Below are 13,415 nucleotides of genomic sequence, written 5' to 3' on the forward strand. Positions count from 1 at the left end.
ACCCGGCCGGGGATCGGGGCGTCGGGTCCCCGCCGACCGGCCGGGGTGCCGGAGGCTGAGCTACCGCCACCCGGCCGGGGCGCCGGAGCTGGACCGCCGCGGCCGGCGGGGCTGAGGGCTGGACCGCCGCGGCCGGCTCGGGGGCTGGGCCACCGCGAGCCGGCCCGGGGGCCCGGAGGGGGGACTGAGCTCCCCCGGGGACCTCCCGGAGGAACTCAGCCGGCGAGGGCCGCGCCCCGGGGACCTCCCGGGACACCGGCCCTCGGGTCTAGTCGGCGACGACCAGCGCCGGGGTGCTGCGGGTGAGCACCTCACCGCGGAAGAAGGCGGGGCTGCGGCGCTGCATCACCATCATGATCGCGACCCCGACCAGCAGCAGCCCCACGCCGATGACGAAGACGCTGCCGACGCCGAAGACGGAGCTGCCGGTGCCGTAGGCCGGGTCCCACATGTCGTACAGCGTCTTGCCGAAGACGGCGGCCAGCAGCAGGCCGCCGAGGACCGGGAAGACGCCCTTGAACAGCGCGTCGCGGACGGAGGAGCGCAGCTCGCGGCGGAAGTACCAGGCACAGGCGAAGGCGGTGATCGCGTAGTAGAAGCAGATCATGAGGCCCAGTGCGTAGATCGTGTCGATCAGCACGTTCTCGCTCAGGAAGGTCATCACGGCGTAGAAGACACCGGTGGCGACGCCCGCGGCGATGGTGGCAAGGCCGGGGGACTTGAAGCGGGGGTGGACCTTGGCGAAGGCCGGCGGCAGCGCCTGGTAGCTGCTCATGGCCAGCACGGTGCGGGCGACCGGGATGAAGGTGGTCTGGAGGCTGGCGGCGGCCGAGGCCAGCACGGCGACGAAGAGCAGCACGCCCAGTGCGGTGCCCATGACCGGGTCGGCCAGCGCGGCGAAGACGTTGTCGGAGGTGTCGGGGTTGCCGAGGCCCAGGCCCTTCTCACCGACGCCGGAGAACATCTGGGCGGCGACCGCGGTCAGCAGGTAGGAGCCGACCAGCACCACCATGGCGAGCAGCGCGGCCCGACCGGGGGTCTTCTCGCTGCCGGCGGTCTCCTCGTTGACCGTCAGGCAGGCGTCCCAGCCCCAGAACATGAAGATCGACAGGGAGAGGCCGGCGGTGAAGGCGGCGAAGGACTGGACGGCGAAGGGGTTCACCCAGGTCCAGGAGAAGTCGATGGACCCGGGGAGGTCGCCCGAGCGGGCCTTGCCGATGGCCATCACGACGAAGACGGCCAGCACCAGGAGTTGGAGGCCGACCAGGGCGTACTGCACGCCCTTGGTGGCGGTCATGCCGCGGTAGCTGATCGCGGTGGCGACGGCGATGAAGGCGAGGCAGGTGAGGACGTGGACGGGCTTGCTGTCGTCCAGGGCGGCGATCGAACCGCTGCCGGTGAGCTCGCCGAGCAGCAGATAGAAGAAGGAGGTGGCGACGCCGGCGAGGTTGGAGAGCACGATGATGGTGGCGATCACCAGGCCCCAGCCGCACATCCAGCCGATGCGGGGACCGAACGCCTTCACCGTCCAGGTGAAGGACGTGCCGCAGTCGGGGACGGCCTTGTTTAGCTCGCGGTAGGCGAAGGCCACCAGCAGCATCGGCAGAAAGCCGGCCAGGAAGACGGCGGGCATCTGGAGGCCCACCTCGCCGACCGTGGGGCCGAGCGTCGAGGTCAGGCAGTAGACGGGGGCGACGGTGGAGATGCCGATGACGGCGTTTCCCAGCAGCCCTACGGAGTTGCCGCTGAGCCCCTTGGCCCGCACGCCCTCCGCACCGGGTACGCGGGCGGCCGCGCCGTCCCCGGCGGCCCCGTCCCGCCCGGCCTCCGCACCGCGCCGACCGACTCCGGGTACCGCGCCTCCGGCCTGAGGCCGCGCTTCCACATGAACCATGAACAGGACGTTAAATGCTGCGGTTTCCTCATCCGGAATACTTGATTCCCCCAAGGGTTCCTTTAATCAAGGGACACAAAACGAACTTCGATCAAGAAATGAAAAGGAAAATCCATCCCTCGATCGGCATTCGCAAGGGATCACTCGGCGCTTCCGTCATACGAAAACCGCAGCGGTGTCCGATTTACCCCCTGGAAAAATTTCCCGCGGCCGTCTCACCCCTTGGTATGGACGCTCCGCGTGTCCCGCCCGGAGCGCAGCACCCGCCCGGGCACCGCACCCGTCACCACCTCGTCTCGGACGGTCTCCACCCCACCCACGCGCACGCTCACCACGCCCCGGGGACGCGAGTCCAGTCGGGGGCTGTCCCCGGGCAGGTCGCGCACCAGCGTCGCGGGTCCCGCGTCGATCCGTTCCGGGTCGAAGAGCACCAGGTCCGCGTGGTGGCCCGGGACGACCCGGCCGCGCTCGCGGAGCCCGAAGAGCCGCGCGGGGTCGTCGGTCAGCATCCGCACCGCCCGCTCCAGGCCCACCAGCCGCCGGCCGCGCAGGCAGTCCCCCAGGAACCGGGTGGTGTACGGGGCGCCGCACATCCGGTCCAGGTGCGCCCCGGCGTCCGAGCCGCCCAGCAGCACGTCCGGGTGTTCCCAGGTGCGCCGCCGCAGCTCCCAGCTGGCCGGGTCGTTGTCGGCGGGCATCGGCCACAGCACGGTGCGCAGTCCGTCCGCGGCGCAGATCTCCACCAGGCAGTGGAAGGGGTCCTGCCCGCGCTCGGCCGCGATCTCGCCCACCACGCGCCCGGTCAGGCCCGCGTTGGCCGGCGCGTAGGTGTCGCCGACGACGTACCGGTCGAAGTGGGCCAGCCGTCGGAAGACGCCCGCCTCCGGGCTCGCGGCGCGGCGCAGCAGCTCGGCGCGGACCCGCGCGTCCCGCAGCCGCTCGACGCGCCGCGGCACCGGCAGGGCGAGCACCTCGCCCCACCCCGGGATCAGGTTGAGCGCGCAGAAGCTGCCCAGCGACATGTTCATCGGGGTGAGGATCGGCATGGTCAGCGCCACGATCCGACCGCCCGCGCGGCGGGCCGCCGCGCTGGGCTCCAGCTGCCGCGGGACCCGCTCGGGCACGGCCGCGTCGATGGTGAGCACGTTCCAGTTCAGTGGGCGGCCCGCGGCGGCGGTCATCGCCACCAGCAGCTCGATCTCCGGGTCCGCGAACCGGTCCAGGCAGCCCGCCACGATCGCCTCGATCTGGGTCCCCTCGTGCTCCCCCACCGCCCGGGCGAGCGCGATGAGCTCCTCCGGCCGGGCGTGCCGGGAGGCGACCGGCCGCCCGTCCCCGTCGGTGTGGGTGCCCGACTGCGTGGTGGACAGCCCCCAGGCCCCGGCGTCCATGGCCTCGTGCAGCAGCCGCAGCATCCGCTCCAGCTGCGCCTCGGTGGGCTGCCCGCCCACCGCGTCGGCCCCCATCACATGGCGTCGCAGCGCGCAGTGCCCCACCATGAAGCCGGCGTTGACGGCGATCCGCCCGTCCAGGGCGTCCAGGTACTCCCCGAAGGTGTGCCAGCTCCACGGCGCCCCCTGTTCCAGGGCCACCAGCGACATCCCCTCGACCTTGCTCATCATCCGCCGCGTGTAGTCGGCGTCCTCGGGCCGGTCGGGGTGGAGCGGGGCGAGCGTGAAGCCGCAGTTGCCGCCGACGACGCTGGTCACCCCGTGCCCCATCGACGGCGTGGCGTACGGGTCCCAGAACAGCTGCGCGTCGTAGTGCGTGTGCGGATCGACGAACCCGGGGGTCAGCACCAGCCCGGTGACGTCCTCGACGCTCCGCGCCGGTTCGTCCGCCTCCCCGGCCGCCGTGACGACCGCGACCCGCCCGTCGCGCAGCCCGACGTCGGCCACCCGCGCGGGCGCGCCGGTGCCGTCCACGAGGGTCGCTCCGCGGATGAGGTGATCGAGCATGTTCGGCTCCCTTCACGGCGATGGGGCGCGGCTGGGTTCGCGGTCGCGCCGCGGCGGCGGGCCGGACGGACGCGGGTCGCCCGGCCGGGCGGGATCGCGGGGCGCGCCGCGGCGGCGGCTCGACCGGTTCCGCGGGCACGCCCGTTCCGCGGGGGCGACTGTTTCGGCCGGTTCAGCCGCGGCGACTGCTTCCGCCGGTTCAGCCGGTTCAGCCGGTTCGACTGGTCCGGCCGGCTCCGCCGGCTCAGCGGCTCGGTCAGCTCAACCGGGTCGGTCGGCTCAGCCGCGTCGGTCGGCTCAGCCGCGTCGATCGGGCGTCGGTCGGCTCAGCCGGGTCGGTCGGGCGTCCGTCAGCCGGCGGCCCGGCGGAAGCGGGTGGTGCGGTGCACGGGATCGGTGTCGATCTTGGGGATGACGTGCTCGCCGATGAGGCGGATGGTGTTCAGGGTGTCCTGGTACGGAATGCCCACCGGCAGTCCGAAGGCGAGCTGGTCGGCGCCGGCCTGCTCCCACCGCTTGCACTGCCGGAAGACCTCGTCGGGGTCGCCGCAGATCATCAACTCCTCGGCGATGAGCAGCTCGATGATCTCCTCGGTGTACTCCGGGAGCAGCTGCGGCCACTCGGGGATGCCCTCGGGCCGGGGGAAGGTGTCGTGGTAGCGGAAGAGCAGCGACTGGAGGTAGTGCAGCCCGCCCGCGGCCGCCACCCGCACCGCCTCCTGGTGGGTCTCCGCGCAGACGGCGGTCGAGGTCACCATGATGTTGTCGTTGACGAAGCCGCCGACCGGCCGGGCGCGGGCGATCGCGGTCTTGTACGCCTCCAGGACCCACTCCATGTCGGAGACCTTCTGCACGCTGAAGCCGAGCACCCCGAGCCCCTTGCCGGCCGCCATGGCGTACGAGGACGGGGAGCCGGCGGCGTACCACATGGCCGGGTGCGCCGGGCCGTACGGCTTGGGCAGCACCCGGCGGGGCGGCAGCGACCAGTACCGACCCGAGAACCCCTGGTACTCCTCCTGGAGCCACATCCTGGGGAACTCGGCGATGGTCTCCTCCCAGATCTCCTTGGTGCGGTCCATGTCGGTGATGCCCGGCAGGAAGCCGAGGATCTCGTGGCTGCCGGCGCCGCGCCCGGTGCCGAACTCGAAGCGCCCGCCGGAGAGGTGGTCCAGCATGGCGGCCTTCTCGGCGACCTTGGCCGGGTGGTTGACCTGCGGCAGCGGGTTGAAGATCCCGGAGCCGAGGTGGATGCGGTCGGTGGCGTGGGCGAGGTAGCCGAGGAAGACGTCATTGGCGGACAGATGGGAGTACTCGTCGAGGAAGTGATGCTCGCTGGCCCAGGCGTACTTGAAGCCGGACCGGTCGGCCTGGATGACGTACTCGCTCTCCTCCAGCAGCACATGGTGCTCGGCTTCGGGGTCGTCCCGGCGCCGGCTCCTGGGGACGTACCCCTGGACAAAGATCCCGAACTCCACGGAGGTTCACCGCCTCGGTCCGCCGAACCACTCGGTCTGACGCAGGCCCGATCTGACGCTGCGTCAGATATCAGATGTCGACCGACTCTGGCACCGGCCCCGACAGAGGTCAAGACGGCGTACGGGAGGAGGGGGAGGCCGCGGGGGTCGTCCCGGCGTCCGTGGCCACCCCGGGCCCCGGCAGCCGCTCCGGCGTCACGGGCTCCTCCAGGGGCCGCAGCAGGAGCCAGCCGAGCGCGGGCAGCGCGATCAGCGGCGCGAGGGCGGCCTGGAGCGAGGCGGCGTCGGCGGCGGCGCCGATGAGCGGGCTGGCGAGACCGCCGACGCTCACGGTCAGACCGAGGGTGACGCCGCTGGCGGTCCCCATCCGCCGGGGCAGATAGTCCTGGCCCAGGGTGACATGGAGGGAGAAGGGCACGTACAGCCCGGCGGAGGTGAGGGCGACGAACAGATAGAGCGGCGGGCCGGGCACGAAGACGACGCCGGCCACGGCGAGGACGGTCAGGGCGTAGGACCAGCGCACGACGGGCAGGCGGCCGAAGCGGGTGGCGAGCCGCCCGCCGGCCACCGTGCCGACCGCGCCCCCGAGATAGAGGACGAAGAGGGCGACGGTTCCGGAGACCTCCCCGCCTCCGGTGCGCTGCCGCACGTACAGGGACACGAACGCGCTCAGACCGACGAAGACGATCGAGCGGCACACCACAGCGCCGGACAGCCGGGCGAAGGAGGCCCAGTCGTCCCGACCGGCCGCACCCTCCGTGCCCGGCGCGCGGACGGCCGGCGACGCCACGGCGGTCGGGGCGATGCGGCGCAGCGCGACCACGCACAGCGCCGTGCCGGCGAGGGCGGGGAGGAACAGCAGCGGGGAGGCGCGCAGGCCGCCGGTGGCGACGACGGCGGAGACCAGCAGCGGCGCGACGGCGAAGCCGAGGTTGCCACCGAGCGAGAACCAGCTCATCGCGGTGTGGCTGCCTCGGCCGGCCACCCGTGCCACCCGGGCCGCCTCCGGGTGGTAGGCGGCGACGCCGATCCCCGACACCGCCACGGCCAGCAGGGTGAGGGCGTAGGAGTCGCCGACGCCGGCGAGCGCGACGCCGGAGCCGCCGACGAGGACGGCGACCGGCAGCAGCCACGGCATGGGCCATCGATCGGTGAGCACCCCGAACAGCGGCTGCACCACGGAGGAGAGCAGCGAGGCCGCCAGCACGATCCCGGACGCGGCGGCGTAGCCGTAGGCCCGCTCGGCGACGAAGTAGGGCACCAGCGCGGCCACCGCGCCCTGGTAGACGTCCACGCAGGCGTGACCCAGGGACAGCAGCCCGATCGGCCCGAAGCGCGGGGAGGTGCGAGCGCCCCGCCTCGGACGCCGCCGCGCCTCCGGTGGCGCGGCCCGGTCGGCGTTCCGCCGCCGTAGCCACCAGGAGGACGTACCAGAGCGCGCACGGAGGGACGTACGAAGGGACATACGACGGGACGCACGACGGGATGTACGACAGGACGCGTGGAGGGGCTCGTGGATCGGCTCTCGGGAGGTCTGATTCGTCGACACCCGGCCATCGTCGCCACGCCGCACCCTGGCGCGCTTTCGATAAAGTGCCAAAGTATGCCGGTTATCCGCCACACCCCCGAGGCGCCCACCCGTACCCAGACGCTCGCCCCGGGCGAGAGCATCGACGCGCACCGCCACGACGACCACCAGATCATCTACGCCGGCTCCGGTGTCCTGGCCGTCACCACCGACGCGGGCACCTGGTTCGCCCCCGGCACCCGCGCCATCTGGGTGCCCGCCGGCTGCGCCCACGCCCACCGCGCCTACGGCCACCTCGACCTGCGTCTGCTCGGCCTGCCCGCCGACACCAACCCGCTCGGGCTGGAGGCCCCCACCGTCCTCACCGTCAGCCCGCTGCTGCGCGAGCTGATCCTCGCCTACACGCGCGACCCCCACGACGACACTCCCGAGCGGCGGCGGCTGCGCGCGGTCCTCCTCGACCAACTGCGCGCCTCACCACAGCAGCCCGTCCAGTTGCCCGCCCCCGCCGATCCCCGGTTGGCGGCCGTCTGCGAGCTGCTGCACCGCGACCCCGCCGATCCGCGCACGCTGGCGGGGCTGGGCGCCGCCACCGGCACCGGAGAGCGGACCCTCAGTCGTCTCTTCCGCCGCGACCTGGGCATGACGTTCCCGCAGTGGCGCACCCAGCTGCGCCTCTACCACGCCCTGCGTCTGCTCGCCGACGACGTGCCGGTGACCACCGTCGCCCACCGCTGCGGCTGGTCCTCCGCCAGCGCCTTCATCGACGTCTTCCACCGCGCGTTCGGCTACACCCCCGGCACCCACAACCGCCGCCACGGGCCACACGGGCCACACGAGGGTGACCACGACGCTCCGGTCATCCGACTTCACCGCTGACGCACGTAGGCTGCCCGCACCGACCATTCGTCACGATTGGGGTTATCCGTGACTTCTCGCCTCAACCCGTACATCAGTTTCTCCGGCGACGCGAAGCAGGCCATGGAGTTCTACCAAGAGGTCTTCGGCGGGGGCCTGGCCGTCAACACCTACGACGCCTTCGGCGCGGAGGCACCCCCCGGATACGCCGACAGGATCATGCACGCCATGTTGGAGACCGCCAGCGGCTTCACGCTGATGGGCGCCGACAGTCCGCCCGGTATGGAGCACCGCCCCGGGAACAACATCTCGGTGAGCCTGAGCGGCGACGACGCGGCGGAACTGCGCGGCTACTGGGACAAGCTCTCCGATGGCGGCACCGTGTCCGTCCCCCTGGAGAAGCAGATGTGGGGCGATGTGTTCGGCATGTGCACGGACAGATTCGGCATCACGTGGATGGTCAACATCAGCGGACAGTAGAGCTGATCCGGCGTCCGCACGCCGACGACCCCGACGGGTCGACGACGGGCCGTCGACGGGCGTCCGCGTCCGGTTCCCGCTGGAGCGCGTCACCCGGGTCCGCCACCCGTCCGGTCGACCGGGCGGCCGTGGATGAACCGGACCCCGGCCGGTCGACCGGGCGACCGGGTGGCGGGGTGGCCGGGTGGCGGGGTGGCCGCTGCTGAACGCCACCCCGGCCGCCGGACCGGGAGGACCTAGACGACCGAGGCCCCGGCCAGCCAGCCGCCGTCGACGACGAAGGGCTGTCCGGTGATGTAGGAGGAGTCGGCGCAGGAGAGGAAGAGGGCGAGGGAGGCGATCTCGCTCGGCTGCCCGATCCGGGCGAGCGGCACCAGCTTGCGGTAGAGCTCGTCCACCGCGCGGGCCGTCTCGGCCGGGTCGGCGTCCGGGTCCAGCAGCGCGGGGTTGGTCATCGGCGTGTCGACGGCCCCCGGGCACACCGCGTTGACCCGGATCCCCCGCCCCGCCAGCTCTATCGCGGCCACCCGCGTCATCGCCACCACGGCGCCCTTGCTCGCCGCGTACGCCGTGAGCAGCGCCATGCCGGAGAGGGCGACGTACGAGGCGGTGTTGACGATCGTTCCGCCGCCGGCCGCGGCGAGCTCGGGCACGACGGCCCGCATCCCCAGGAAGGTGCCGGTCTGGTTGACCCGCACCACCGCCTCGAACTCGGCCAGCGGGGTCTCGGCCAGCTCGTTGAAGCGCAGGATCCCGGCGTTGTTGACCAGCCCGTCGACCTTCCCGAAGGCGTGCTTGGCGAAGGCCACGGCCGCCTCCCAGTCGCCCTCCTCCCCCACGTCCAGATGGACGTAGCGCGCGGACTCCTCCCCCAGCTCCTTGGCGAGCGCCTCGCCCTGCCCGTCCAGCACGTCCGCCAGCACCACCCGCGCGCCCTCGGCGACGAACAGCCGCGCCTCCTGCTCGCCCTGCCCGCGCGCCGCACCGGTGACGATCACCACGCGCCCGTCCAGCTTGCCCATACCGGCCTCCCGTCGTCGAGGTGCGGCTAGCCCGCGAAGTGCGGCGGCTAGTCGTTGAGGTGTGGTGCGACCGTCGCGGCGAACGCGGCCATCTGGTCGGTCAGTTCGTGGACGCTCCGACTGCGGAAGCGCACCTGGATCTGGTCCACGCCGAGCGCGGCGTACCCGCGCAGCGAGTCGGCTATCCGCTCTCCGCCGCCGCACAGCGTCCGTCGCCCGACGCGCCAGGTGGGTTCGCCGATGTAGCAGGGCTCGGTGATGGCCCCGATCTCGGCGGGCTCGGCGCAGTCCGGATCGTGCTCGGCGGCCCGCTCGCGCAGCGCCCGCAGCCGCACGATCCGCCCGGCCAGCAGGTCGCGCGGGTCACCCTGCGGCAGCCAGCCGTCGCCGCGTGCGGCCGCCCGACGCACGGCGGCCGGGGAGGACCCGCCGACCCACACCGGCGGCCTGGGCCGCTGTACGGGCCGCGGTGCCTGCCCCAGCCCGTCGAAGGCGAAGCGTTCCCCCGCGAACTCCGGGAACTCCCCCGGTCCGAGCGCCGCCTTGAGCGCGTCGATCGTCTCGTCCAGCAGTGCGCCGCGGGCGTGGAAGTCCACCCCGAGGGCCGCGAACTCCTCCGCCACGTGCCCGGCGCCCACCCCCAGGATCAGCCGTCCACCCGAGAGGTGGTCCAGCGTCGCGTACTGCTTGGCGGTCAGCAGCGGGTGGCGCAGCGCCGCGACGGCGACATGGCTGAGCAGCCGCACCCGGGTGGTGGCCGCCGCCAGATACGCGAGGGTGGCCACCGGGTCGTACCAGACCGTGCCCATCGCGGCCGCCAGCCGCCGTGGGATGGCCACGTGGTCGCAGCAGCCGATGTAGGCGAAGCCCAGCCGGTCCGCCGCCCGCGCCACCGCCACCAGCTCGGCCGGCCCCGCCGCGGCCTCCCACCCCTCCGCGTACAGGGAGCTCTGCGACTGGACGGGCAGCTGCATGCCGTAGCTCAGTCGCCCCTTCGGAAGGACCCGCATGCCGCCTCCCCGCGCCGTCCCGGCCGGACCACCGCCATCGTGATACCTGACTCCCCATCAGACAAGGGGATGTCGAAGACGACCTGCCGGGGGGAACCATGTCAGACCACCGTGCTGTCCTTGACGCCACTGACACCGACACGGAGAGGGCAGAGCACCCCATGAACCGCGAGCAGTGGCGACCGTTTCTCAAGCGCTGGAGCGAGGAGTGGGTCGACGCACACGATCCCGAGCAGGACCAGCCGCTGGAGGCCGAGGTCGCGCGGGACCGCTGGCTCGGGTTCGCCCCGGCGACGGCCGAGAAGGTCGCGGCCGCCGAGGCCCGCCTGGGCCGCGCGCTGCCGCCCTCGTTCCGCGAGTTCCTCCTGACCACCGACGGGTGGCGGGACGCGGGGGTCTTCATCTACCGCCTCGCGGGCGCCGCCGAGCTCGCCTGGCTGGCCGACGCCGACGAGGACTCCGGCTGGATCGAGGCGTACAGCGACACCGAGTTCTATGACGAGGAGGAGGACGAGGAGCCGGAGGGCACGATCCTGGCCCGCTCCCTGCGCCTGTCCCTCGAAGGCGACGCCGCCGTCATGCTCCTCGACCCCGAGGACGTCGACGAGCGCGGCGAGTGGGCCGCCTACTGGCTCGCCTCGTGGTCGGGCAGCGGCCCCCAGCGCTTCGACTCCTTCCACGACCTCATGCACGACCAGTACGTCTCCTTCCACGCCCTCCGCCGCCCGCCGGGCGCCACCCGCGACCACTGGGACGCGGAGGTCGAGCGGGCCCGGCTCGCCGCGCTCGCCGGAGAGGTGGAAGCGCCTCTGGCGGTGCTGGAGGAGGCGTCCCGGTTCGGAAGCGACCGGGCCCGCCTGCTGCGCTTCCAGATCCTCACCATGCTCGGCGACACGGACACCGTCCGCCTGGACCGGGTCGCCGTCGTCAAGGAGGAGCGGGCGGCCTTCCTGCACGCGCCCCTCTTCACCCGCGAGCTGCTCCCCCTGGTCTACGCGGAGGAGCGGCAGGCCCCGATGTGGGGGAGCACCACCCTGAGCCTCCTCAAGAACTGCGGCCTGGAGGAGGGACGCGCGATAGCCCTCGCCTTCGACCCCGACGAGTTCGACCCGAACCGCCTGACCTACGGCAACCCGGAGTTCGACGCGGCGGTGCACGACATCCTCGACCGGCTGGACGCCGGCCCCGAGGGGTCCGACGAACAGACCCTGGACGCCCTGTGGCCCGAGCTCCGGGCGGCCATCGCGCTCTGGCGCCCGATCAGCGAGGACCACGTCGCGCCGGTCGCGCTCCGGGCGCACCCCGCCCTGGCCGCGATGATCACCGAGGAGCGCGGCCGGGAGATCCTCTCGACGCGCCGGGGCTCCTGAGCCGGAGGCTCACCAGCCCACCTTCACGCAGACGCAGTCGGCGTACCGCAGCAGCGTCGGAAGCACGGCCAGGCACTCCCGCCAGTCGGCTTCCGGCGCGTCGCGCAGACTCCGCACCCGGTCGAGGAACAACCGCAGCGTCTCCCGACCGGGGTCGTCGGGCGCGAGCCCGGCGTAGTACGCCTCGGCGTACGAAAGGAGCGTCCGCGTCGACCCGCGCAGCACGCGCAACACGGAGCGCCAGGTGCGCGGGTCCGCCTCCGCGCCCTCCGCGCTCTTCGCGCTTTCCGCGTGCGCGATGGCCTCCAGGATGCGATCCCGGTCGTACGTGCGCAGCGCGCGCTCGATGTGCGCCCAGTCGTAGCTGTCCCGCACCACCGGCACCGTGCACCAGGTCCGCGCCCCGCCATGGCTGGTACCCCACGCCCGCGCCACGGCCGCCATGGTGAACACCCCACGGACCCGCGCCTGCCCCGGCGTACGGTCCCCGACCTCGATCCGCAGCTCGCGGTCGCTCTCCGCGTACGTGAGCGTGAGGGTCACCGTCTCGCCGCGAGGGTGGTCCAGCGTGCTGGTCACTATTTCGCTGATCAGCAGCTCCACCCCATGGAGGTCCAGGCGGCGCCGGAGACCCCAACGCTCCAGACAGGCCACACCCGTTCGGCGTAGCTCTCGAACGTTTTTCGGATCGGCGGCGACGGAGGCGCTGCTGCGCTTCATCTGACTGCCCCTCATTTTAGAAAACTGCAGATCAATGCACCATCGACACGAGCAAATGAGCTCGCCAACTACCGTTCCCCAAGGTCGACTTAAGGTGCAAGCGATCTGCGGCAACCTCTAGAATTGGCATGTGCCACGGGGCTAACACTGGATCGCCGAAGGGGATCAGACGTCACCCTCACTCGGCACAGGAGCGCGTCGACGCCAGACTGGGGATCGCGGAGGGCAGACAGGTGGCAGCACGACGAGGGGCAACATTTCGACGCCGAGAACTGGGCAAGGAACTGCGACGCCTGCGAGAGAAGTCCCGTCTCACCATCCAGGAGGCGGCTGAGGGGCTCGGCTTCTCAGAGACCAAGCTGAGTCGAGTGGAGACCGGCCACAACGCCCTCCCCCGTGTGAAAGACATGGAGGATCTGCTCGACCGGTACGGCGTGACCGACATCGACGACCGGGAATCGCTCCTGACCCTTCACCGCGAGTCACTCAGCAGTGATTGGTGGACTCCGTATCGCGCAGTCATGCCTTCAGGCATGCACATGTGGGTCGGCTTGGAGATGGATGCCCGAGCGATGCGCGCATGGCACTGCCAGTACGTCATCGGACTGCTTCAGACTGAACGTTACGCGCGCTCCATGTTCACGACGGCAAAGCCCGTGGAGGAGAGAACCACGGACTTCGTTGAGTACAACACGAAGATTCGCATGGAGCGCAAGCAGCTCATCACACGCGACGACGACCCTGTGGAACTCAAGGTCGTCCTGGACGAATCCGTTCTTCGCCGAGTCATCGGCGGGCCAGACGTGATGCGGGAGCAATACGAGACGATCGCCGAGCTGAACCAACTCGATCACGTCACGGTCCAGATTCTTCCATTATCCCTCGTCACCTACAGGGCTGAAGGCAACTTCACCATCCTCGACTTCGGCGGCCACCTGGGGTCCGTTGTCCAGATGGATCTCCCAAACACCATCAGCGTCACCGATAAACAGCGCGAGGTATGGCAGTACAACCGCCGCTTCGACGCTTTGCGAGAGGGAGCCCTGGCGCCTGCGGAGACCACTGGCTTCCTGAAGGAACTAGCACGAGAGTTGGACTAG

The 13,415-nt window shown here is 71.7% G+C and carries 11 protein-coding genes; 4 read left to right on the plus strand and 7 right to left on the minus strand.

What is annotated here, in order from left to right; genetic code table 11:
• Nucleotides 1–268 precede the first annotated feature (268 nt).
• From LRS74_RS12840 to LRS74_RS12855, 4 genes are all read right to left on the minus strand, one after another.
• Nucleotides 269–1,894, minus strand: coding sequence for an APC family permease (locus LRS74_RS12840; protein WP_277741134.1), 1,626 nt, complete (start codon nucleotides 1,892–1,894; stop codon nucleotides 269–271).
• 215 nt (nucleotides 1,895–2,109) lie between these two features.
• On the minus strand, nucleotides 2,110–3,852 hold the full coding sequence (locus LRS74_RS12845) for an amidohydrolase family protein (protein WP_277741135.1): 1,743 nt from the start codon (nucleotides 3,850–3,852) through the stop codon (nucleotides 2,110–2,112).
• A gap of 350 nt (nucleotides 3,853–4,202) precedes the next feature.
• On the minus strand, nucleotides 4,203–5,327 hold the full coding sequence (locus LRS74_RS12850; protein WP_277741136.1) for an LLM class flavin-dependent oxidoreductase: 1,125 nt from the start codon (nucleotides 5,325–5,327) through the stop codon (nucleotides 4,203–4,205).
• A gap of 109 nt (nucleotides 5,328–5,436) precedes the next feature.
• Nucleotides 5,437–6,651, minus strand: a complete 1,215-nt coding sequence (locus LRS74_RS12855) for an MFS transporter (protein WP_277744736.1) — start codon at nucleotides 6,649–6,651, stop codon at nucleotides 5,437–5,439.
• Nucleotides 6,652–6,930: 279 nt separating this feature from the next.
• Here LRS74_RS12855 and LRS74_RS12860 point away from each other — a divergent pair, with 279 nt between their 5' ends.
• Together LRS74_RS12860 and LRS74_RS12865 are read left to right on the plus strand one after the other, a co-directional pair.
• On the plus strand, nucleotides 6,931–7,734 hold the full coding sequence (locus LRS74_RS12860; RefSeq protein ID WP_277741137.1) for a helix-turn-helix transcriptional regulator: 804 nt from the start codon (nucleotides 6,931–6,933) through the stop codon (nucleotides 7,732–7,734).
• 48 nt (nucleotides 7,735–7,782) lie between these two features.
• Nucleotides 7,783–8,193 (plus strand): VOC family protein, encoded by a 411-nt coding sequence (locus LRS74_RS12865; RefSeq protein WP_277741138.1) that lies wholly within the window; start codon nucleotides 7,783–7,785, stop codon nucleotides 8,191–8,193.
• Nucleotides 8,194–8,429: 236 nt separating this feature from the next.
• Here the strand turns inward: LRS74_RS12865 and LRS74_RS12870 are convergent, their stop codons facing one another.
• Nucleotides 8,430–9,215: a glucose 1-dehydrogenase gene (locus tag LRS74_RS12870; RefSeq protein ID WP_277741139.1), complete on the minus strand. Its 786-nt coding sequence runs from the start codon at nucleotides 9,213–9,215 to the stop codon at nucleotides 8,430–8,432.
• A 47-nt stretch (nucleotides 9,216–9,262) separates the two neighbouring features.
• Nucleotides 9,263–10,225, minus strand: a complete 963-nt coding sequence (locus tag LRS74_RS12875) for a TIGR03619 family F420-dependent LLM class oxidoreductase (RefSeq protein ID WP_277741140.1) — start codon at nucleotides 10,223–10,225, stop codon at nucleotides 9,263–9,265.
• Nucleotides 10,226–10,386: 161 nt separating this feature from the next.
• On the opposite strand from LRS74_RS12875, the gene LRS74_RS12880 reads away from it, so the two are divergent.
• Complete coding sequence (locus LRS74_RS12880; RefSeq protein ID WP_277741141.1) at nucleotides 10,387–11,595, plus strand: SMI1/KNR4 family protein; 1,209 nt, start codon at nucleotides 10,387–10,389, stop codon at nucleotides 11,593–11,595.
• Between the two features lie 9 nt (nucleotides 11,596–11,604).
• Here the strand turns inward: LRS74_RS12880 and LRS74_RS12885 are convergent, their stop codons facing one another.
• The gene (locus LRS74_RS12885; protein WP_277741142.1) at nucleotides 11,605–12,315 is read right to left on the minus strand and encodes a hypothetical protein; all 711 of its coding nucleotides are present in this window, start codon (nucleotides 12,313–12,315) and stop codon (nucleotides 11,605–11,607) included.
• Between the two features lie 233 nt (nucleotides 12,316–12,548).
• Between LRS74_RS12885 and LRS74_RS12890 the strand changes: the two genes are divergently transcribed.
• Nucleotides 12,549–13,415, plus strand: coding sequence for a helix-turn-helix transcriptional regulator (locus tag LRS74_RS12890; RefSeq protein ID WP_277741143.1), 867 nt, complete (start codon nucleotides 12,549–12,551; stop codon nucleotides 13,413–13,415).

It is taken from the genome of Streptomyces sp. LX-29 (assembly GCF_029541745.1).
In the GTDB taxonomy this organism is placed as follows: domain Bacteria; phylum Actinomycetota; class Actinomycetes; order Streptomycetales; family Streptomycetaceae; genus Streptomyces.

Coding starts and splice junctions, on each gene's coding strand:
- LRS74_RS12875 (WP_277741140.1), bottom strand. CDS start 10,225: ATGCGGGTCCTTCCGAAGGGGCGACTGAGCTACGGCATGCAGCTGCCC.
- LRS74_RS12845 (WP_277741135.1), bottom strand. CDS start 3,852: ATGCTCGATCACCTCATCCGCGGAGCGACCCTCGTGGACGGCACCGGC.
- LRS74_RS12870 (WP_277741139.1), bottom strand. CDS start 9,215: ATGGGCAAGCTGGACGGGCGCGTGGTGATCGTCACCGGTGCGGCGCGC.
- LRS74_RS12885 (WP_277741142.1), bottom strand. CDS start 12,315: ATGAAGCGCAGCAGCGCCTCCGTCGCCGCCGATCCGAAAAACGTTCGA.
- LRS74_RS12860 (WP_277741137.1), top strand. CDS start 6,931: ATGCCGGTTATCCGCCACACCCCCGAGGCGCCCACCCGTACCCAGACG.
- LRS74_RS12880 (WP_277741141.1), top strand. CDS start 10,387: ATGAACCGCGAGCAGTGGCGACCGTTTCTCAAGCGCTGGAGCGAGGAG.
- LRS74_RS12840 (WP_277741134.1), bottom strand. CDS start 1,894: ATGGTTCATGTGGAAGCGCGGCCTCAGGCCGGAGGCGCGGTACCCGGA.